The sequence below is a fragment of the Polyangium jinanense genome (assembly GCF_028435365.1).
In genome coordinates this window covers 1-20,763 of record NZ_JAGTJJ010000058.1, presented here as the reverse complement: position 1 = coordinate 20,763, position 20,763 = coordinate 1, and the positions used below count along the sequence as shown (strand labels likewise).

Below are 20,763 nucleotides of genomic sequence, written 5' to 3'. Positions count from 1 at the left end.
TCCTCTCTCAATCCCGACCGATGATCTCGGCCATCCGGCTGCCGAGTGCCCGCACGTGGGGCTCGGTCATCATCGTGATATGGGTTCCGGGCATCTCGAACACCTCCACGGAATGGCGCGTGAAGCGCTGCCATCCCAGGGTCGCGTCGCCCGCGACAGCCTCCCGCTCGAGCTCCGGATCCTCCTCGCGGGCCCGGAAGAGCCGGATGGGCACGTCGATCGGCCCGCCTGCGGATCGGTACGTGGCCGCGGCGATCGCGTTTGCCTTGTACACCTCGATGAACCGCGCGAAATGCGCCCGGTTCGTCCCGCTCGGCAAGAGCCCCACGACCAGCATTTTCTCGACCAGGCTCGCCACTTGCTCGCCGTACGAAAGCGCCGAAAATGCCTCGCTCCGCAGCGCGAGGTCCACCCCGTAGAGCTTTCCGATGCGCGTCGCGATGTGCAGGAGCCATTGCGTGTCGTCCCGCCGGGCAGCCCCGTCGTCCACCGCGCTCGGGGCGGGGTTGTCGATCACGCCCAAGAATCCCACGCCGCGCCCGGCCTCACGAAGGAGCCGCGCCATTTCGAAGGCCACGAGGCCCCCGAACGAATGCCCCACGAGCAGATACGGCTCCGCGGAGGGCAACGTTCGTCCGAGCTCCTCCACATACCGCGCGGCGATGTCCTCGATGCGGGTCGGGATCGGACCGCCGTCGTCGAGGCCAATGGCCTGCAGGCCCCACACCGGGCGCTCCGCGCCGAGAGGCCGCGTGAGGTCGTGGAAATACATGACGTTTCCGCCCGCGCCCGGCAGGCACACGAGCGGCTGCAGGCGTCCTCGGGCGCGAATGGGCAGGAGCGTCGCGCGGCCGAGGCTCGTACCTCCCGCGCGCAGCGCGCCCGCCACGCCTTCCACCGTCGGATTCGCGAGCAGCGTCCCCAGGGCCACGCGCTCGCCCAGGCGCTCGTGAATACGATCCACCAGGCGCACGGCCAGGAGCGAATGGCCGCCGAGCTGGAAGAAATCGTCCCGCGGCCCGACGCTCGGCGCACCGAGCACATCGCCGAAGATCGTGCACAATTCGAGCTCCAGCGCGTCGCGGGGCAAGGCTCGTTGCGCCTCCTCGGCGGGCCCCGTATCGAGCGCGCGCAAGGCTCGATGATCGACCTTGCCATTGGGCGTGAGTGGCATGTCGGGGACGAGCACGCAGCGGCTCGGCACCATGTAACGCGGCACCTGCTGCTCGACGAGCGCCCGCAGCTCGGCCCAGAGCTCCTCGCCGCTCGGCGCGCCCTCGCCCCGCGCCTCGCCGGCGGGCACCACGTATGCAATCAGCCGGCTCGCCCGCGGCCCGTCCACGTCGGGCAACACAGCACATTGCTGCACACGCGGATCCTTGCGCAGGATGGACTCGATCTGCCCGAGCTCGATGCGATACCCGCGCAGCTTGATCTGCCGATCCTGCCGGCCGAGAATCTCGATATCCCCCGTGGGGAGCTGCCGCGCCAGATCCCCCGTGCGATAGAGCAGCGCGCCGCTGCCCATTGGATCCCGCACGAAGCGCTCGCGCGTGCGCTCGGGGTCATTGATATAGCCCCGGGCCACGCAGGTGCCGCCCACGTAGAGCTCGCCGGCTACCCCGGGCGGCACGGCTCGCATGCGCGCGTCGAGCAGATGAATCGTCGCGTCCGCGACCGGCGTACGCAAGGGCAGGATCGCCGCCGGCAGGGGCATCTCGGCGGGCTCGAAGCGGTACGTCAAAACCCCTACCGTGGTCTCCGTGGGGCCGTAATGGTTGAAGAACCTGCATTCCGACAGCGACGCGAGCCGCTCGACCCACCGCAGCGGCGAAGGCTCGCCGCCCAGGAACACCGCTTTGCGCGGCAGCCCCGCGAGGCTCGCCTCGGTCAGGGCGGCGAGGTGCGAGGGGACGATCTTCAGGTAATCGATCTGGTTTTCCGTGACATACCGCCCGAACCCCGCGCTGTCGACGAGCGCCTCCTCGGGCACCACGTGCAGACATCCGCCCGTGCACAGCGAGGGAAACACCACCGTGTTCCCGAGATCCGCGCTGATCGTGGACACCAGCGCGAAGCGGCTCCCCGGCTCCATCGCGAGATCCTCGATCATGCTCAACACGTAATTCGTGAGCGAGCGATGCTCGATGGCCACGCCCTTGGGCCGCCCCGTCGACCCCGAGGTGAACATCACGTAAACGAGGTCCTCCGGACCGGAGAGCGGCTCCGGGTTTGTCTCGGGATACCCGCTCACCTCCTCGACGCACACAACGCGCGCCTCGCTTGCCGGCAGGGCCCCGACGAATGCCCGTTGCGTGAGGACGACCGTGACGCCGGCCTGCTTCAGCATGTACGCGAGCAGATCGCCGGGATATCCCGGGTCGAGCGGCACGTATGCGCCGCCGGCCTTGAGAATGGCGAGGATGGCGATCATCACCTCGGCCGAGCGGCCCGTGCACACGGCCACGCGGGCGTCGCGCCCCACGCCGAGCGCGCGCAGGTGATGCGCGACGACATTGGCGCGGGCATTGAGCTCGGCGTAGGTCAGCGTCACGCCCCCGGCCGAGAGGGCCGGCGCGGAGGGCGAACGCGCCACCTGCTCCTCGATGAGCGCGTGCAAGGGCAACCGCGCCCGTGGATCACGCTGCGGTCGTCCCCGCAGCACGGCCGGCAGCCCGCCTGTGCCCTCGCCGAGCAGATCGATATCGTCGAGCGCGCGCTCGGGATCCTCGACGGCGCTCGCGAGCAGGCGCACGAGGTGCTCGGTGAAACGAGCGGCCGTCTCCCTGCGGAAGAGATCCGAGTTGTAATCGAGCGAGCCCGCGATCGTCGCCTCGCCATCCATCACCGTGAGGGTGAGGTCGAACTTGCTGCCCTCGTGCGGCCCCTGCAGGATCTCCAGGGCCCCGTCGCGCCCTGCGCCCTTGGTGCTCAGGTGATTGAAGGCCACGTCGAAGAGCGGCGAGCGGCTGGGATCACGCTCGGGCCGTAGCCTTTCCACCAGCAAGGGAAATGGGAAATCGCGGTTCTCCAGGGCCCGCTGCGTCGTGCGCTTCACGTCCTGCAAAAAGGCGCGGAACGTGCGGCCCTCGGAGACGCCCACCCGGATCACCACCGGATCGACGAAATACCCCACGATGGGCAGGAGCTCATTGCGGCCGCGCCCGGAGGTGTGCGTGCCGATGACGAGATCCTTTTGCCCCGAATATCGGTACAGGAGCGCGAGGAACGCGGTCAGAAGCGTCGCGTGCAGCGTCGCGCCCTCCTCACCCGCGAGCGCGCGCAGGCGCGCGGCGAGCTCGTCCGGCACCGTGAAGGGGCAAGAATCGCCGCGGTACGTCTGCATCGCGGGGCGCGGAAAATCCGTGGGCAACGAGAGCGGCGGCAGGGGGCCCGCGAGGTCCTGCTTCCAGGCTTGCCACAGGCGCTCGCCCTCCGGCCCCGCGAGCATCTCCCGCTGCCAGCGCACGTAATCGTGGTACGAGGAAACGAGCTGCGGCAGCGGCGCGCCGCGGCCCTCGATTTCGTCGAGCAGAACGGGCAGGTCGTGCGCGAGAATGGCGAAGGACCAGCCGTCGCAAACGATATGGTGCATCGTCACGAACAGGAGGTGCTCATCCGGGGCGCGCGTATAGCAGCGGAACCGCACCACCGGACCCCGTTCGAGATCAAAGGGCGCTCGGTGCGCATCGCGCATCACCTCCCCGAGCCGCGCCTCGTCGAACGAGGAGGCGTCGATCTCGGCCCAATCGATGTCCCCGGCGGGCCCCACCTCTTGCATCGGCTCGCCCCGGTGGGTACGGAACGTGGTCCGCAGCATGGGGTGGCGCGCGACCAGCGCGCGGCAGGCCTTTCGCAGGACGGCGAGATCGACCGAGCGCCGGATCCGCAAGGGCTCGGATTGGTTGTAGGTGCTGCTCTCGGGCGAGAGCCGCCACAAGAACCAGAGCGCCCGCTGGCCGTGCGAGAGTGGGCAGACCTCGAGTTTTTCCGGGCAACGCCGGAGGACGTCCAGGATCTCGTCCTTGTGCTGCCGCAGCTCTGCGAGACGCGCCTCGGTGGCCGCCTCGCGGGGCGCGCGATAACGCAGCCGCTCGCCCTCGATCCAGAAGCGGAAGCCCTCGAGCACCCGCTCCCGCAGCATCTCGATCACGCTCATAACTCTCCCTCGACCCACCGCGCGTCCTCGGCGGCCTTCGCCTCCGCGGCCTCGGAGAGCCCGCGCAATGCAGCCTCCGTCAGCCCCACGAGCGTCGGTCGCTCCACGATCCGCGCGATCGGGATCTCGATCCCCAGGTCCCGCTGGATCCGGGCGCGGAGCTGCACGATCATCATCGAATCGAGGCCCAGCGCGAGCAGGGGCCGATCCGCATCGAGCGTTTGGTTCTGTGCGAGGCGCAGAATCTTGCGCACGAGCAGCTCGAGATAATGACGCATCACCCCGGGCTGCTCCGCGGCCGGCGCGTCGCGTAGCCTCTCGACGATCGACGCGCCCTGCGCGCCCGCCGCCTCGCCCTCACCACGCGGCTCGTCCACGAGGGCGCGCGCCGTGCCGTAATGAATGCCGTCGATGTCGAGGACCACGCGGCCCCCGTCTGCTTCGCATGCACGCAGCGACGCCTTCCCCTCGCGCGCCGCGCCGAAGACCCGCAGCCGCTCGAACGAGCCGCCGTGGAAAAACAATCGCGAGACGGATTCGAGCAGGAGATCCTCGCCTCCCTGGGCAAACAGGGCCGCGCCCATTGCCTGGAAGCACCCGTCGAGCATCGTCGTGCGCCGCGCATCCTCGCGCGTCGCCGGGTCCGTGACCTCGCGCGCCGCGAGCGTCACCACGACCTCGGAGGCGCCCACCGAGAGAGCCTCGATCACACGGAAAACCTCGCCATACACGAGGCCGAACCTCTGACTTGCCTCGTAAAACCTCTCCGGCGGAACGGCGGCCGCCCCCTCGCCCGCCGCCCGCTCGACGGGGAGATCGCTCGGCTCGCCCGACGCGAGGGCTCGCAGCGTGGCCTCCGCGTGGAGGACCCACTCTGACGCGCCCCCCTCGCTCCCTTCGCGCAGGGCGAAGATCTGCATCCGGTAGGCGCCGTCGTCCTGCGCATCGAGCGTGGTATGCACGACGGTGCTCGCCTTTTCGTGCAGCCAGAGCGGCGCGCGAACGGCGAATCCCTCGATGGCGAGGGGCGCGGATGCAAACAGCGTAGCTCCGGCGGCGAGCGCCATGGCCAGATACGCCGCGCCCGGCAACGCGCGCCGGCCGGCGAGCCGATATCCGTCGAGGAAACGCTGCACCGAGGTGCGCACGTGCGACTCGAAGCGCACGGTCCGGGAAGGTCCGGGCAAACGCATTCGATCGCCGAGCAGCGTCCGCGAAGGCGTGGCCTCCGCGCGATAAGGATGCCCCTCCTCCCGGACGGGCCGGCGCTCGATCCAGTATCGCTCGCGCTGGAAGGGATAGGTAGGCAGCGAGGCCTTGCGGCGCGTGTGTCCTTCGTGCAGGCGCGCCCAGCGGATCTCCAGGCCATGCTCGTAAAGCTTGCCGAGGCTCTCCAGGAATTGCGCGCGCTCGTCGCGCGGCGGGCGGAGCGTCGCGATGAAGCTCCGTTCGTCCGCGCCCGGCAGGCATTCCAGCCCGAGGCCGCTCAGCACCGCCTTCGGTCCGATTTCGAGGAAAACCCCCGCGCCCTCGCTCCGGGCCGCGCGCATGGCCTCGAAAAACCGCACCGGCTGCCGCAGGTGAACGGTCCAGTGCTCGGGGGAGGTCGGCTCGTTCTGTACCCGCTTGCCATTGAGGGCCGAGATCAGCGGCAAACCCGGGCGCCGATAGGTCACCCGGGACGCGATGGCGCGGAACTCGTCGAGGATGGGATCCATCAGCGACGAATGAAAGGCATGCGAGACTGAAAGCTCGTTCGTGCGCAGCCCCGCGTCGCGCAGCGCCCCGGCCGCGGTGCCGAGGGCCTCGAGCGCGCCGGAAAGCACCACGCTCCGCGGACCATTGACGGCGGCGAACGACAGGCCCATCGCCCCCTCGGGCAGGCGGGCGCGCACCTCCTCTTCCGAGGCCGCGACGGCGAGCATCCCGCCGCCCGCCGGTAGCGATTGCATGAGCCGCCCCCGCGCCGCGATGAGCCCGAGCCCCTCCTCCAGGCTGAATACCCCGGCGACACAAGCCGCCACATACTCTCCGACGCTGTGACCCAGGACCAGATCCGGCTCGATCCCAGAGGACGAGAGGAGCTCGAACAGCGCATATTCGAGCGCGAAGATGGCCGGCTGCGCGTATGCGGTGCGATCGAGCAGCGGGCGCCCCTCGGGCGCGGCGCTCTCGCCGAACATCACCGCGAGCAATGGCTCTTCGAGGTGCGGGCGGAGCATCTCTTCGCACGTGAGGAGCGCTTTCCTGAAGACGGGCTCGGCCTCGAAAAGCGCCCGCCCCATGCCCACGTATTGCGAACCCTGGCCGGTGAAGAGGAACGCCGTCTTCGCCCGCGCGGGCGCGGCGCGCTCGCCCGGAGGCTCGCGCAGGGCCGCCACGAGCTCCGCGTGGCTCGCGCCAACCACCGCGATCCGGTGCTGGAAATGCGCGCGCCCGACCTGGCTCGTATAGCAAACATCGCCGAGATCCGGCGCCGGCTCCTCCGTGAGCCTATCCGCGACCGCCGCGCAAAGCGCGCCAAGGGCGGCCGGCGACTGCGCCGACAGGGCCAGCAGATGATGAGATTTGTCCGAGCCCGCCTCGTTCGCCTCCGCAGACCGCACGGGAGCCTCGGCGAGCACGACGTGCGCATTGGTGCCGCTGATCCCGAAGGAGCTGAGCCCCGCGATGCGTGGGCGCCCTTCGCTCTCCCACGGCTCGCCGCCTGTGGGGATCCGGAAAGGCAGCCGATCCCAATCGATGCGCGGGCTCTTTTCACGCAAATGCAGGTGGGGCACGATCTGCCGGTGCCCGAGTTCGAGCACCAGCTTGAGCAGCCCCGCCGCGCCCGCCGCCGCCTCGAGGTGGCCGATGTTCGTCTTCACCGAGCCGAGGAGCAGCGGCGCGCGCGACCGGGACGCCGCAAATACGTTTCCGAGCGCGCGCACCTCGATGGGATCCCCGAGCGCCGTCCCCGTCCCGTGGGCCTCGATGTGGCTCACTTCCTCCGGCAAAACCCCCGCATCGGCGAGCGCGCGCCGCACGACCGCCTCCTGGGAGGGCCCGCTCGGCACGGTGAAGCCACTCGTGCGTCCGTCATGATTGACGGCCGAGCCCCGGATCACGGCGAGGATCTCGTCCCCGGCGGCAAGCGCATCGCGCAGGCGCCTGAGGACCACCATCACGCAGCCCTCGGAACGCACATACCCGTCCGCCGCCGAATCGAACGTCTTGCAGCGCCCGTCCTTGGCGAGCGCGCTGGCTTTGGCCAGAAAAACGTGGCTCTCCGGGGAGAGGAGCACGCTCACCCCGCCCGCGATGGCCCGATCGCTCTCGCCCCGCCGGAGGCTCTGGCAGGCGAGGTGCACGGCGACGAGCGAGGACGAGCACGCGGTATCGACGGCCATGCAGGGCCCGTTCAGCCCGAGCACGTACGCAATACGCCCCGCGGCGGTGGAGTGGGCATTGCCGGTGCCGATGTACCCGTCGATGTGCAGCCGCTCCCGCGGAGAGAGCCGCGCCGCATAATCGTTGTTGCTGATTCCTAGAAAAACCCCGGTGGGCGAACCGGCGAGGCCACGCGGATCGAGGCCCGCGCGCTCGAGGGCCTCCCAGGTGACCTCGAGCGATAGCCGCTGCTGCGGATCGAGCGTCGTGGCCTCGAGCGGGGAGATGCCAAAGAACAGGCTGTCGAATCCGTCGATCCCGTCGAGAAAGCCGCCATGACGCAGGCACGACGGGGCCGGGACGTCGTACTCGGCGCCGCGGAGCGCGTCGGGATCCCAGCGATCCCGTGGGACCTCGGTGATTGCGTCGCGGCCCTGCCGGAGCAGATCCCAGAAGGCCTCCGGCGTGCGCACGCCGCCGGGCAGCCGGCAGGCGACCCCGACGATCGCAATGGGCTCGTGCAGGTCCGCGCCCTCGCCGCCGCCCTCTCGGGGCGATTCTTTCACGGACTCCCCGCCGAGCAGACCACTCAAAAACCCGGCGAGCGCCTCGGGGGTCGGATGATCGAAGGCAGCGGTCTTGGGAATCGAAATGCCGAGGCTCGTTTCCAGCCGATCGACAAGCTTCAAGGACGAGAGCGAGCCCATCCCGAGCTCGAAAAAGCCCCGGCGGGGATCGATGAGGTCCGCTCCCCCGAGCTCCAGCACCTCCGCCGCGCGCTCGACGATGAGCTGCACGAGCGCGCGGCGCCGATTCGCCTGCGGCAGGGAGAGCAGATCCCCCGTGGCCGCGACCGGCGCGGGCAAACTCGTCTCCCGAGCGCGGCTCCCCTCCGGCATGACAACCGGAGCGCGCCCCTCCCAGAGGCGAGGGAGATCGACCCGATGGCCACGCACGAAGAGCTGCGCGAGCAGGATCTGCAACTCGACCAGCGCGCCTCGGCTCCCCTGGTACACAGGCAGCGCGAGGAACTCCTTGCCCCGCAAGGTATCTCGGACGAACCCGGTCAGACGCCCGCCAGGGCCGACCTCGATGAAGATACGGACCCCGTCGGCGTGGAGCCGCTCGATCGTCTCGCGGAGCCGGACCGGGGTATACCATTGCGCGGCGAGCAGATCGCGGATCTCGTCGGGCCGGTCAGGGAAAGGCGCGGCCGAGGAGCAGCTATAAGGGCGCACGGCCGAGGGGCCGATCTCGATTCCATCGAACACGCGGCGGAGCTCGTCGCGGGGAATGGCGAGCGCCGGGGTGTGCACGGGGTATTCGAGGCGGCTGATGCGGAAGCAGATCTCGCCGCGTTCGCGCACGGCCTGCTCGACGCGGGTGATGTCCGCGGGTTTGCCGACGAGAACGGCTTGCTGCGGGCAGTTGTCGAGCGAGAGGAACACCGTGGCCGATTCGCCCGTCCAAAGGTGCGACAGCGCCTTTCGCGAGGCGTCGGTCAAAGCGAGCATGGTATACGCGGGCTCGCCGTCGTCGGAGGCCCCCTGACCGTACTCGCGCAAGGAGCGCGTGATGCTGCGCAAAAGCCGCATCGCCTGCCGGTCGTCCTCCACCATCCCCGAGGCGAGCAGGGCGGCGATCTCGCCGAAGCTATGCCCGGCCATGGCGTCGCACCCGAGGCCCAGGTGCGCGACCAGCCGGTACATGGCGAGATCCGCGACGAGCACCGAGTTCATGATGTCCTCGATGTCGGGCTCGCGCGGGGTCTCTCCCTCCCGGCCGGCGGGCGCGGGGAAGAGGAGCGGATTGCGCATCAGCGCATCGCGGCTCTCGGGCTCCATGTGGTCGAACCACGCCCGGACAACCGGAAAATGCGCGTGCAGACCGGCGAGCATGGCGGGAAATTGAGCGCCGAAGCCCGGAAACAGGAAGGCCGTGCGCCCGAGCGCCGCGGCGTCGTCCGCGCGCCCATAAAAAGCCCCGTTGGCCAGGTTGAAGGGGCGATCGGCGCCGGCGAGTTGCTTCTTCGCGCGCTCGATCTTGGCGGCGAGATCGGCGGAATCGGCGGCGATGATCGCCACGCGGTGGGGCTCGGGGGCGAGCCCAGCGAGCTGCTGAGCGAGGCCCGGGAACGCGCCCTTAGGGTCGCATGCCGTGAGTTTGTCGAGGAGCGCTTCGCGCGAGGGGGCGGAGAAGACGAACAGCTCGGTCGCGCCCGGGGCGGACTCGTTCTTTTCAGCCGGGCTCATACCGTGGGCGCCGACTCGGGCACGATCTCGAAGGGATCCTCGGTGACGAAACCGAGGTTCTGGAAGAGCTCGCAGCGGTAATCGAGCTTCACGTGGGGATAATGGCGGCTGAAGATCTTCTTGAGGACGCCCTGATCGGCATCGGGCATCTCGGCGACTGGCTCGGTCGCGACCGCGTCGGCGTAAAAGGTGCGGCAATACGCGGTGCGCCCGATGAACCCGCCGCTGTTGAGGTAGCGGAACTCGGACTCCTTGGCCCCCGGCAGGGAGGACTCGAACTGGCGGAACTCCTTGAGCGAGGGCCAGTTGATGCGGTCGCCGCTGAAGAGCAAATCGCAGTCGAACAGTTTTTCAAAGCGCTCGAGGGCGAGGTGCGGATCGTCCACGAGGATGGCGTCGCGGGAATCGGCGAAAAAGACGTATTCAGTGTCGATTTCCTGGAGAGCCTGGTGAATCACGAGGGGCTTGTGGCGGCTGTTGACCCAGGGGAAGATGCCCTGCCCGCGCACCAAACAAGGGACGCCGAGGTGCGCGCAGCTCCGCTCGAAGAGGCCCATCGCCTCATGGCCGTTATTGCATGTGAGGATGGTGAGTCGCGGGACGGGCCCAATCTGCCGCGGCGGCTGCGCGAAGAACGCATCGCGAGCCCGGATCCAGCCGGGCTTCGCGTCCCGGATCCCGTTGGCGTGGATGAGCAGCGGGCGCGTGCCGAACGTGCGCTGGATGAAGGCAACTCTCTGTTCGGACGGGGCGTCGACGTGCGAAGGTGTGCTCAGCATCTCGGGGGAACGCCTGGGCCGCGCGGGCCAATCGAGGGTCGGGGTCTGTCGCGAACGGCGCCGATGAGAACATGGCTTTCGGGCCCTGACAACCCCCCACGTGGCAGACAAACCGCCGCGCCGGGGCGCTGCCCCGGACCCCGCGGGGGCTGTTCGCCCCTCGACCCGAACCAGGGCAAGCCCTGGACTCGGGGTGGAAGAACTGCGCGATGCGCAGTTCTTCCAAGAGGCCGGTGGCAAGACCAGGAAGGTGTGTTGCACGCTGGCGACGGGGACGTTGCCGGTTGAATGATGGGCAGGGTCGTCATTGGTCTTGACCTGGCCTGTTCGATGAACTGCGCATCGCGCAGTTCATCGACCCCGGGTCCAGCGCTTGCGCTGGTCCAGGTCCAGGGGCGGATAGCCCCGGTGGGGCCTGGGGCAAAGCCCCAGCGCAGCGCCTCCCAAGATATGAGCATTCCTTGTCGCAATAGCGGCCATGTACGTCGTGGTTTCACGCCGTTTCCGTCGCTTCCACGTCCGCTGGAGGGGTCCAAAACCGACCCCGAGCGCGCCGACCTCGCGTCGCGCCCCTTCCAAGACGACCTCCCCGCGCGCCGACCTCGCGTCGCACCCCTTCCAAGGCGACCTCCCCGCGCGCCGACCTCGCGTCGCACCCCTTCCAAGGCGACCTCCCGGCGTGCCGACCTCGCGTCGCGCCCCTTCCAAGACGACTTCCCCGCGTGCCGACCTGTCTCCGCGCCCCTTCCAAAGCGACCTCCCCGCGTGCCGACCTGTCTCCGCGCCCCTTCCAAAGCGACCTCCCCGCGCGCCGACCTCGCGTCGCGCCCCTTCCAAGACGACCTCCCCGCGCGCCGACCTCGCGTTGCACCCCTTCCAGGACGACCTCCCCGCGCGCCGACCCCTCTTCCCGCCCTTTCCGCGGGCATGCCGCTTCTTTCCCGATCGTCCCGCCCCTCCGTTTTGCCTTTTCCGCTCCCGCTTCCACCCCCTCGTGATCCCGATCTAGGATGCGCGCCCCACCCGATGACCCAACCACGCCCCTCCACGCCGAGCTCCTCGGCCCATCCGCTCAAGGTCGCGCTCTTGCTCTTCGGCTCGGGCCTCTCGGCGCTCGTCTACCAGACCGCCTGGCAGCGCGAGCTTCGCCTCGTGTTCGGGTCCTCGACGGCGGCGAGCGCCGCCGTGCTCGCGATTTTCATCGGCGGCGCGGGCGCGGGCAGCTTGCTCTTCGGCAAGCGCAGCGACGCCTCGCCGCGGCCGCTCCGCCTGTATGGGCGGCTCGAGCTCGCCATTGCCGCGCTCGCGGCCGCGAGCCCGTTCGCGATCGACCTCGCGCGCATCGTGTATCGCGCCGCCGGCGGCACCTTTCTGCTCGGAATGACGCTCGGCACGGCGCTACGCCTCGCGCTCGCCGCCCTCGTGATCGGCGCGCCCACGGTCCTCATGGGCGGCACCTTGCCCTCCGCCGCGCGGTCGGCCGAGAGCCCAACCGATACACAAAGGCGCGCCGTCGGCTGGCTTTACGCGGCGAACACGCTCGGCGCGGTCGCGGGCGCCACGCTCTGCACGCTGCTCCTCCTGGAGACGCTCGGCACGCGCGGCGCGCTCTGGGTCGCCGCGCTGCTCAATGCGATCGTCGCGGGCCTCGCGCTCCTCGTGGACAAACGTCTCGCCCCCATGACGGAGGAGCCGGCCGCCACGACGAACGAAAAGGAGGGCGCCGCGGCCACGCCGTCGAGCCTGCCACGGGGGTTCGGGGGCGCAGCTCCGCTTGCCGGAGCGAAGCCCCCGAGCATCGACCCCAGGTTCGTCCTCGCATTCGCGGCCCTCTCGGGGTTCCTCTTTTTCTGGCTCGAGCTCGTCTGGTATCGCCTCCTCGGCCCGCTGCTCGGCGGCACGGTGTACACGTTCGGCGTCATCCTCGCCGTCGTGCTCCTCGGGATCGGGCTCGGGGGCCTCTTGTATCCGATCCTCTTCCGCAAGCGCGCTCCGTCGGCGCGGGGGCTCGCGCTCACGGCGGCGCTCGAAGCGCTCTTCGTGGCCGTTCCTTTTGCGCTCGGCGACCGGCTCGCCGTGCTCGCGCTCGCGGTCCGACCCGAGGCCGGCGCGGGGCTCTTCCATTACGTGCCCGGCTGGATCGCGCTCACGGCCATCATGGCGTTCCCGGCTGCGCTCGTGGCCGGCGTGCAATACCCGCTGCTCGTCGCGCTCCTCGGCGAGGGCCGCGCGCGCGTCGGCTCGCACCTCGGCACCGTGGGCGCGCACAATACCCTCGGCGCCATGGTCGGCTCGCTCGCCGGCGGCTTTTTCCTCGTCCCCTCGCTCGGCGCCCTCGGATCCATGCGCGCCGTGGTGTTCGGGCTCCTCTCCATGGCCGCCGGCGCGGCGTTTTTCGCGATCCGTGTCCCTGCCTTGCGGCGCATGATCGCCGCCCCGCTCTCGGCCGTCCTCGCCTTCGTCGCCATTCTCTCGCCGGGTCCCTCGGCCGTCCTCCGGCACACGCCGATCGGCGCGGGCCGCGTCGATCGGGTCTTGCTCGACACCCCCGCCTTCACGCGCTCCTGGATCGAGGACGCCAAGCGCGCGATCCTCTGGCAAACCGAGGGCCGTGAGAGCAGTGTGGCCATCGACGGCACCGACGGCATCGCGATGGTCGTCAATGGCAAGATCGACGGCAATGCGCGCGGCGACGCCTCCACGCAGGTGATGGGCGGCCTGCTCGGCGCCTTGCTCCACCCCGATCCGAAGCACGCCATGGTGATCGGCTTCGGCACCGGCAGCTCGGCTGGATGGCTCGGCAAGGTGCCTGCAATCGAGCGCGTGGACGTCGCCGAGCTCGAACCCTCCATGCTCGAAATCGGCCGCCGCTGCGCGCCGGTGAACGAGGACGTCCTTTCGAACCCCAAGGTTCGTGTCCTCCTCGGCGACGCGCGCGAAATCCTCCCGACCGTGCCGGCCCAGTACGACGTCGTCTTCTCCGAGCCCTCGAACCCCTACCGCGCGGGCGTCGCGAGCCTCTTCACGCAGGAGTATTACCGCGCCGTCCGCGGCCGTCTGAAGCAGGGCGGGCTTTTCCTGCAATGGGTGCAGATCTACGAGATCGACGAAGGCACGCTCCGCACGATTTACGCGACCCTCGCCTCGGAATTTCCGGCGGTCGAGACGTGGTATCTCGGCTGGAGTGATCTCGTCCTCGTCGCGTCCGAGGCGCCGCTCGTGCACGATCCGGATCTCCTCCGGACGAAGCTCGCCGCGGAGCCCTATCGGCGCGCGATCTTGAATGCCTGGCGCACCGAGGGGATCGAGGGGCTCTTCGCGCATTACGTCGCCGGCCCTCCCTTCGCGCGGGGCCTCGCCGACGTGCCCGGCGCGGTCTTCAACACGGACGACCGGAACCGCGTGGAGTTCGGCTTCGCGCGGGCCGTCGGCAATTTCGGCTCGGTGTCCACGTTCTTCGAACCCGTCCGGAAACGCAAGGAGGATCGACCGACGCTGAAATCGGGCACGCTCGATTTCGTGCGGGTCGCCGAGGACCGCGCCGCCCAGGTCGCGGGCGACGGCTCGGACCCGTCCATGCCCGAGTACCTCACGCCCGACGCCGAGGTGCGCGTGCAAGCGCTCGTCAATTACGCGGCCGGCAACCTCGAAGGCGCGCTCGCGAAATGGGGATTCCAGGAGCAAGCCCCGATCGGCCCGGTGGAGACGACGCTCGTCGCCGAAGGGCTCGCGTGGAAAGGCGACGACGCCGTCCTCCCGCTGCTCGAACGGCACGCCCGTGATTTCCCGATCGAGGCCGACGTGATCCGCGCCCGCTACGAATACGCGAAGGGCCGGCGCGCCGAGGCCGTGAAGCTGCTCGAAGGGGCATTCACGGCCTACCGGCGTGATCCCTGGCCCTCGACGGTGGTCATGAACCGGGCCATGGAGCTCGCGCGTGAGCTCGGCCAGAGCGCGCCCGCCGATGCGCGGCGCCTCTTCGCGGCGCTCGACACGCCCTTCTCGGTGCTGGTGCTCGAATCGACCCGAAGGAACGTGCGGGTCGATCTCGCCGAGGTGCTCCCCGAGGAAAACGCGTGCGTGGCGGCGTTCTCGGTGCTCGAACCGCATCCGCCGTGGGACGAGCGGATGCTCGGCCTGCGGCGCGATTGTTACGCGCGCTTCATGCACCCGCTCGCGGCGGAGGCATCTCGCGCGACGGAGCGGCGGGCGGCGTGCGTGGGATGGCGGGGATGGCTGACCTGTCTATGACCCGTTCGCCCGCGGCCTTTCGCTCGTTCCGCGTGATGGCGCATCGGAGGATGTGATCGAGAAAGGCCCGAGGCCCGATCGGGTCGTATCGCAAGATCATGTCCGCGCTGCCTTCTTCCACGTAAAACATACCGCAGGGGAGATTGATCTCGAGGAACCAGGCCTCCCCTCGCGCGTCCACCCGGAAATCGCAGCGGGCGTAGCTCACCCCTTGCAAACCGACGAAGATCCGCCGGGTGAGCTCCGTAAGCCGCGCGGCCAGGCGCTCGTCGGTGCACGGCTTCCATTCGAGCGTGGCGTACGTCTTCCATTTCAGGTCGAAGTGCTTGAACGTCTCGCCCTGGGGAAAGGCACAACGGACCGGCGTGAACACGAGCGGCGCGTCGGGCTCTTCCGGGTTTTCCGCCACGAGCACCGTGTATTCGTCGCCCTCGATGAACTCCTCGATCAGCGCCTCGCCGGCGAGGGCGAGCATGTCACGGACCTGGTGCACGAGCGCGTCGTACGTCTGGACACACGACGCTCGGGTCATGCCGATGCTGCCGCAGCTATCGAAATGCTTGACGATGAGCGGGAAATGTAGGGTCCGGGCTGCTCGCTCGACATCCGCATGGCTCTGGGCGAAGACGAACGCCGGCGTGGGGACGCCGAGGTCGACGGCGGCTTGCTTCATCTGCGCCTTCGTGAGGTTGTAAAGCTGCGCGGTGGGGCCGGTGAACGGCAGGCCGAGCCGCTCGAGCTCCTCCACGACCTCGACGCCCGCGATCTCTTCGAGCCAGGTCCCGTCGCAGAGGTTGAGGAAGACGTCGTAGCCCCTCCCGGCGAGCGCTTGCACCTGAGCCGTCGCGTCTTGCTTGTGGACGAGGACGACGTCGACCTCGTGTCCGTCGAGCCAGCGCGCCGGGTCTGGCAGCGGGTCGAGGTCAGCGAGGGGAGAGGAGCCCGCCTGATAAGGCGAGAGCAGAACGCAGATCCGCACGATGCGGAATCTCGCATGGTCCGCGCCGATCGCCAAGGCCCCCTCTCGCCGGTTTTTCACGTCGGTGCGAGCGTGACGTCGACCGGTAGGCAAACGCGCACGAGAGGCGCAGGCGAGCCCTGAGAACGCACCGGCTTGCCATTTCGCATGGGTATGCCCTGGCTATTGCCTCGTTTCGGATTCTCTCGACAGCGCGCTTGAACCCGCGGAGGAAGCCTCGCGCACAGCAGGGACATTCCGACCCGCGTGACCCGCCGTGACATCGCTTTTTGTCTTGACGGGTCCACGTGGTTCCCGTCTACTCGTTCGGTCTACGCGCGCTGTCCGACGTTTCAGCGACTCATCCTCGGTGATGGAGAGTGTGCATGCCGGCGCGAAAGAAGATCCTGCTCATCGACGACTCCGAGATCACGCTCGGGGTCGAGGAAATCATCCTGCGGCGCAGCTACGACATCGTGATGGCCAAGGATGGTGAGGAAGGCGTCCGCAAAGCGCGCGCCGAGCGGCCGGACCTCATCCTCTGCGACGTCGTCATGCCCTCGATCGATGGTTTCGAGACCTGCAGGCGGCTCCGTGCAGATCCCCTGACCGAGGCCGTGCCGATCATCCTCGTCACGAGCCAGTGCAGCGAGGGGATGATGGTGAACGGATTCGAGAGCGGCTGCTCCGATTACGTCACCAAGCCCATCCAGCCCATCGAGCTCCTCGAGAAAGTCAAAAACTGCATCGGTGATTGAGGACCCTGGAGCCCGGCATGTCAAAGCCGCCCCCCATACCCCCCGGAACCCCGCCGGGCTCCTCTCGCGCGCAAAGGTTCCTCCCTCCCGGCGATCTCTTCGCATCTCCAGAGCCGACGATCGTGACGACCGTCGTCGGCTCCGGCGTGGCCATCTGCCTCTTTCACGCCGACCGACGCACGGCAGGGCTTTGCCATTACACGCTGCCCCTCTGCCCCCAGAGAACCGCGTCGTCCGCGCGATTCGGTGATTCGGCGTTTCGAACGCTGATGGCGCAGCTCGAGGAGCTCGGCTGCACGGCCGAAGGCATGGTCGCGCGGGTCTTCGGAGGCTCGAACATCAGCCTGCACGCCTCCCCCGTCCGGTCCCTCGGCGATGAAAACGTCGCGGTCGCGCTGAAGCTGCTCGAGGCCACCGGGATCCCCATCGTGGAGCAGGGCGTCGGCGGGAACAAGGGGCGGCACCTCGCCTATTGCACCGACGACGGCACCATCTCCGTTCGAACGCTTTGAGCCTCCATCAGCGGCCTGAGCATTGGTCTCATCTCGAAGCGCGGCGCTGGGGCGTTGCCCCAGGCCCCAGCAGGGGCTATCCGCCCCTGCACCCGGACCAGCGCAAGCGCTGGACCCGGGGTCGATGAACTGCGCGATGCGCAGTTCATCGAACAGGCCGAGGCAAGACCAGGGAAGGCCCTGCCAACCAAGACCGCCATGACTGGCAACGCTGTCTCTGGTCTTGCCACCGGCCCGTGGAAGAACTGCGCATCGCGCAGTTCTTCCAACTCGAGTCCAGGGCTTGCCCTGGTTCGGGTCGAGGGGCGAACAGCCCCCGCGGGGTCCGGGGCAGCGCCCCGGCGAAGCGCCTCCGACCAATGCTCAGATCAGCCGCCTGGCTGCGCCCGTTCGCCCAGGGCCAATGCATGGCGGCAAATGTCCGGAATGCTCAAGACCAGGGCGACCCTCCCATCCCCCAGGATCGTCGAGCCAGAGACGCAAGGGACGTGGCCGAGGAAGGGCCCGAGAGGCTTGATGACTGCCTGCCGCTCGCCGAGGACGGCGTCCACGACGAGGCCGAGCGTCGTCTCCTCGTGCTGGACCACGACGACATGCTCGCGCGCGGGCGCCGCGCCGGAAACACCAAAGAGCGACCGCAATCGCAGGTAGGGCAATACGGTGCCGCGCACGTCGAGGAGGCCCACGGCGTCCGATTTGCTTCGTTCGGCCGCTGGGAAATCGAGGCACTCGCTGACGGCCTCGATCGGAAGGACATACGTCGTCCCCTCGAGCGCGACACCAAACCCGTCGATGATCGCGACCGTGAGCGGGATTCGCAGGGTGACGGTGCAGCCGTCGCCCGCGCGGCTCTCGATCCGCAGCGTCCCCCGAACGGCCTCCACGTCCCGACGCACGACGTCCATTCCAACGCCCCGCCCCGAGGTCTGGGTGAGGGCGCGCGCGGTGGAGAACCCGGGGGTCAAGACGAGACGAAGCATCTCCTCGTCCGAGAGCTCGGGCCGCTGCGTGACGAGGCCCGAAGCAATCGCTCGTTCGAGGATCTTCGCGCGGTCGAGGCCGGCGCCGTCGTCGACGATCTGGACGACGACCGCGCCCATGTCGTGGCGCGCGCGCATCACGATGCGCCCGCACGCGTCCTTTCCCTTGGCCACGCGCACGCGCGGGTGCTCGATGCCATGATCGACGGCATTCGAGACGAGGTGAATGAGGGCGTCGCGAATATGATCGACGATCCGGGTATCGACCTCCGCTCCCTCGGCTTCGACGACGAGGTTCACGAGCTTGCCGCTCGCCCGCGCGAGGTCCCGAGCAATGCGCGCATACCGCCGAAAGACCTCGTCGAGACGCACCATCCGAGCCCGCATGATGAGACCCTGGAGCTCGCGATAAGGGCGATCGGCCTGCTCGTGCGCCTCGCGCAGCTCGTACCCCGTGGCGGGCGTCTCGCCGTCGAGCAGCTCCGTGAGCCGGTTTCGTGCGACGGCGATCTCGCCGAGGAGCGTGAGCATCGTATCGAGTTTGTCGAGATCGATCCGGAGTGTACGTGGCCCCGATTCCGCGCCGCGGGCCGGCGCGACGACACCGGAGATCGAGCTCGGCCCCGTCGAAAGCCCCTCCTCGCCGCCCGGAGGCGGCGGCGCCGCGCCCTCGACGGCGCGCCCGAGCCGCGCGCGCACGGAGAGAGATTGGGCCGCGAGCGCTTCGCTCTGCGCGGACGGCGCTTCGACCATCTTCCGCAGGACATCGACGCTCTCGAGAAGCAGCGTAATCGGTTCGTCCTTGGGCGAGAAGGAGCGCGCGCGCATGCGCTCGAGCGCGGTCTCCATGGCGTGCGCGAGCTCGGCGACGTGAACGAAGCCGAGCGTCCCGGCGTCGCCCTTCAACGAGTGCACGGCCCGGAACACCCTGTCGAGCACCGCGCCGTCGTCGGCGCTCACCTCGCGGCCGAGCAGATCCTCTTCGATTGCGTCGAGGCTCTCCTTCGACTGGCCGAGGAACCGTTCGACGAGCGCTTCGAGATCAGCGTCCACGTCCGCAGGAGCATGCCTCGGGCGCGAATGCCTGTCAACGAACCGACGCCGCCGCCTGCGCGCACGTGGAACTTGACGGACGCGGCTCTTTTCGCTTTGCTGACGGGGATACGGAGGTCTCTCATGGGAGACGTCGAGCAGGCGGGCACCTCCCAGTACATCTCGTTCCACGTGGCGGGGGGCGAGTACGCGGTGCGTATCCTGGGAGCCCGGGAAATCATCGAATATACGGACATCACGCGCGTGCCCATGATGCCTCCCGCAATCCTGGGCGTTTTGAATCTGCGCGGGCACGTCGTGCCCGTTGTCGACCTCGCGGAGCGGTTTGGAATGCCTGCTTCGACCATCACCCGCCGGACGTGTATCCTCGTGGTGGAGACGCACATCGACGGGGCCCTCACGAGGGTGGGGATCTTGATCGACGCGGTGGGAGACGTTCTCGAACTGCAGGCGAGCGAAATCGAGAAGGCCCCGCCCTTCGGGACGAAAATGCGTCTGGATCATCTCCTCGGGCTGGGGAAGGTGGACGGGAAGCTGGTTCTCTTGCTCGACATCGATCACGTCCTCTCCCCGGACGAGCTCCTCGCCGCCCGTTCCCTCGAGCCAGCCGCCGCGAGCACGTGACGTGAATTCGTCGCGCAATGCGTCGCCGGCGGGGCTGTTCCTTTCGATCCCCGACGACGAGTTCAAGCTGTTCCAGGAGCTCGTCCGCCGGCACTCCGGAATATCGCTCGGCCCCCACAAACGCCCGCTCTTGCTCTCCCGGCTCGCCCCCCGGCTGCGCGCACTCGGGCTCCATTCCTTCGCAGAATACCACCGTCGTGTGACCGGCCCCGGAGGACAGGCGGAGCTCGAGCAAATGCTCGATTGCATCTGCACGAACGAGACCCGCTTTTTCCGGGAGCCCCGGCAATTCGAGCTGATCCGCCGCACCCTCCTGCCGGAATGGACCTCACGCCTCGGGCAAGGAGGGGCCGCGAGCGCGGCGGCGACGGTCCCCGCGACGCACCGGCGGCTGCGGGTCTGGAGCGCCGCCTGCTCGACCGGCGAAGAGCCCTATTCCCTGGCCATGACGCTCCTCCATGGCCTCGCGCCGCTCCCTCCGGATCCACGACACGCAATCGAAATCCTCGCCACGGATCTCTCGACCCGGGCGCTCGATCGAGCGCAGCGGGCAATCTATCCCATCGAGCGAGCCCCCGAAATCCCGCACGACTATCTGTTCGCCTACATGCTCCGCGGCCAGCGCTCGCACGCCGGGGAGATGAAGGCAGGCCCAGAGCTCCGAGCGCTCGTGACGTTCCGCCGGGAGAACCTCATCCAAGTCACGTCCCAGAAGCTCGGGCGTTTCGACCTGGTCCTCTGCCGCAACGTGCTCATTTATTTCGACGCAGCAACCAAGGCCCTGGTCCTCGACCGCATCGTCGATTGTCTCAACCCCGGCGGGTATCTCTTTCTGGGTTATGCCGAGAGCCTGAATGGCCAGGTGCGCGGAATGGCAAACGTCGCGCCCTCGGTCTACCGGCGCGAAGCTCTCAGAGGGGGGTCCACAGCGTAGCGCCGGGGTTTCACCCCGGACCCCGACCAGGGGTTGTCCACCCCTGGACCCGGACCAGCGCAAGCGCTGGACCCGGGGTCGATGAACTGCGCAATGCGCAGTTCATCGAGCAGGTCGAGGCAAGACTGGCAACG

The 20,763-nt window shown here is 68.8% G+C and carries 10 protein-coding genes; 5 read left to right on the top strand and 5 right to left on the bottom strand.

What is annotated here, in order from left to right; all coding sequences use genetic code 11:
• Positions 1-7: 7 nt before the first annotated feature.
• Genes KEG57_RS45330 through KEG57_RS45320 form a run of 3 tightly spaced genes read right to left on the bottom strand, consistent with a single transcriptional unit; the run spans position 8 to position 10,559 of the window.
• The gene (locus tag KEG57_RS45330) at positions 8-4,159 is read right to left on the bottom strand and encodes a non-ribosomal peptide synthetase (RefSeq protein WP_272422990.1); all 4,152 of its coding nucleotides are present in this window, start codon (positions 4,157-4,159) and stop codon (positions 8-10) included.
• Positions 4,156-9,780 carry a type I polyketide synthase gene (locus tag KEG57_RS45325; RefSeq protein WP_272459685.1) on the bottom strand — a complete coding sequence of 1,875 codons (5,625 nt, stop codon included), beginning with the start codon at positions 9,778-9,780 and terminating at the stop codon, positions 4,156-4,158. The genes KEG57_RS45330 and KEG57_RS45325 overlap by 4 nt, the downstream gene beginning before the upstream one ends.
• Entirely contained in the window at positions 9,777-10,559 is a 783-nt protein-coding gene (locus tag KEG57_RS45320; RefSeq protein WP_272422993.1) for a glycosyltransferase domain-containing protein, read from the bottom strand. Before KEG57_RS45320 ends, KEG57_RS45325 begins: the two co-directional genes overlap by 4 nt.
• Before the next feature lie 1,026 nt (positions 10,560-11,585).
• Here KEG57_RS45320 and KEG57_RS45315 point away from each other — a divergent pair.
• The gene (locus tag KEG57_RS45315) at positions 11,586-14,810 is read left to right on the top strand and encodes a fused MFS/spermidine synthase (RefSeq protein WP_272428752.1); all 3,225 of its coding nucleotides are present in this window, start codon (positions 11,586-11,588) and stop codon (positions 14,808-14,810) included.
• Here the strand turns inward: KEG57_RS45315 and KEG57_RS45310 are convergent.
• Positions 14,722-15,789 (bottom strand): D-alanine--D-alanine ligase family protein, encoded by a 1,068-nt coding sequence (locus tag KEG57_RS45310; protein ID WP_272428753.1) that lies wholly within the window; start codon positions 15,787-15,789, stop codon positions 14,722-14,724. The two genes, KEG57_RS45315 and KEG57_RS45310, sit on opposite strands and share 89 nt — an antisense overlap.
• A gap of 365 nt (positions 15,790-16,154) precedes the next feature.
• On the opposite strand from KEG57_RS45310, the gene KEG57_RS45305 reads away from it, so the two are divergent.
• Together KEG57_RS45305 and KEG57_RS45300 are read left to right on the top strand one after the other, a co-directional pair.
• Positions 16,155-16,526 (top strand): response regulator, encoded by a 372-nt coding sequence (locus KEG57_RS45305; protein ID WP_272428754.1) that lies wholly within the window; start codon positions 16,155-16,157, stop codon positions 16,524-16,526.
• Positions 16,527-16,648: 122 nt separating this feature from the next.
• On the top strand, positions 16,649-17,038 hold the full coding sequence (locus KEG57_RS45300; protein ID WP_272428756.1) for a chemotaxis protein CheD: 390 nt from the start codon (positions 16,649-16,651) through the stop codon (positions 17,036-17,038).
• Between the two features lie 368 nt (positions 17,039-17,406).
• On the opposite strand, the gene KEG57_RS45295 is transcribed toward KEG57_RS45300, so the two are convergent.
• Positions 17,407-19,071 carry a chemotaxis protein CheA gene (locus KEG57_RS45295; RefSeq protein WP_272427973.1) on the bottom strand — a complete coding sequence of 555 codons (1,665 nt, stop codon included), beginning with the start codon at positions 19,069-19,071 and terminating at the stop codon, positions 17,407-17,409.
• A 123-nt stretch (positions 19,072-19,194) separates the two neighbouring features.
• Between KEG57_RS45295 and KEG57_RS45290 the strand changes: the two genes are divergently transcribed.
• Both KEG57_RS45290 and KEG57_RS45285 read left to right on the top strand, forming a co-directional pair.
• Positions 19,195-19,695 carry a chemotaxis protein CheW gene (locus KEG57_RS45290; RefSeq protein ID WP_272427972.1) on the top strand — a complete coding sequence of 167 codons (501 nt, stop codon included), beginning with the start codon at positions 19,195-19,197 and terminating at the stop codon, positions 19,693-19,695.
• A gap of 1 nt (position 19,696) precedes the next feature.
• Positions 19,697-20,629, top strand: a complete 933-nt coding sequence (locus tag KEG57_RS45285; protein ID WP_272427971.1) for a CheR family methyltransferase — start codon at positions 19,697-19,699, stop codon at positions 20,627-20,629.
• Positions 20,630-20,763: the final 134 nt, after the last annotated feature.

What these genes read in the sequence shown, in the direction of transcription:
- KEG57_RS45330 (WP_272422990.1), bottom strand. Translation starts at nt 4,159, where the DNA reads ATGAGCGTGATCGAGATGCTGCGGGAGCGGGTGCTCGAGGGCTTCCGC.
- KEG57_RS45325 (WP_272459685.1), bottom strand. Translation starts at nt 9,780, where the DNA reads ATGAGCCCGGCTGAAAAGAACGAGTCCGCCCCGGGCGCGACCGAGCTG.
- KEG57_RS45320 (WP_272422993.1), bottom strand. Translation starts at nt 10,559, where the DNA reads ATGCTGAGCACACCTTCGCACGTCGACGCCCCGTCCGAACAGAGAGTT.
- KEG57_RS45315 (WP_272428752.1), top strand. Translation starts at nt 11,586, where the DNA reads ATGACCCAACCACGCCCCTCCACGCCGAGCTCCTCGGCCCATCCGCTC.
- KEG57_RS45305 (WP_272428754.1), top strand. Translation starts at nt 16,155, where the DNA reads ATGCCGGCGCGAAAGAAGATCCTGCTCATCGACGACTCCGAGATCACG.
- KEG57_RS45290 (WP_272427972.1), top strand. Translation starts at nt 19,195, where the DNA reads ATGGGAGACGTCGAGCAGGCGGGCACCTCCCAGTACATCTCGTTCCAC.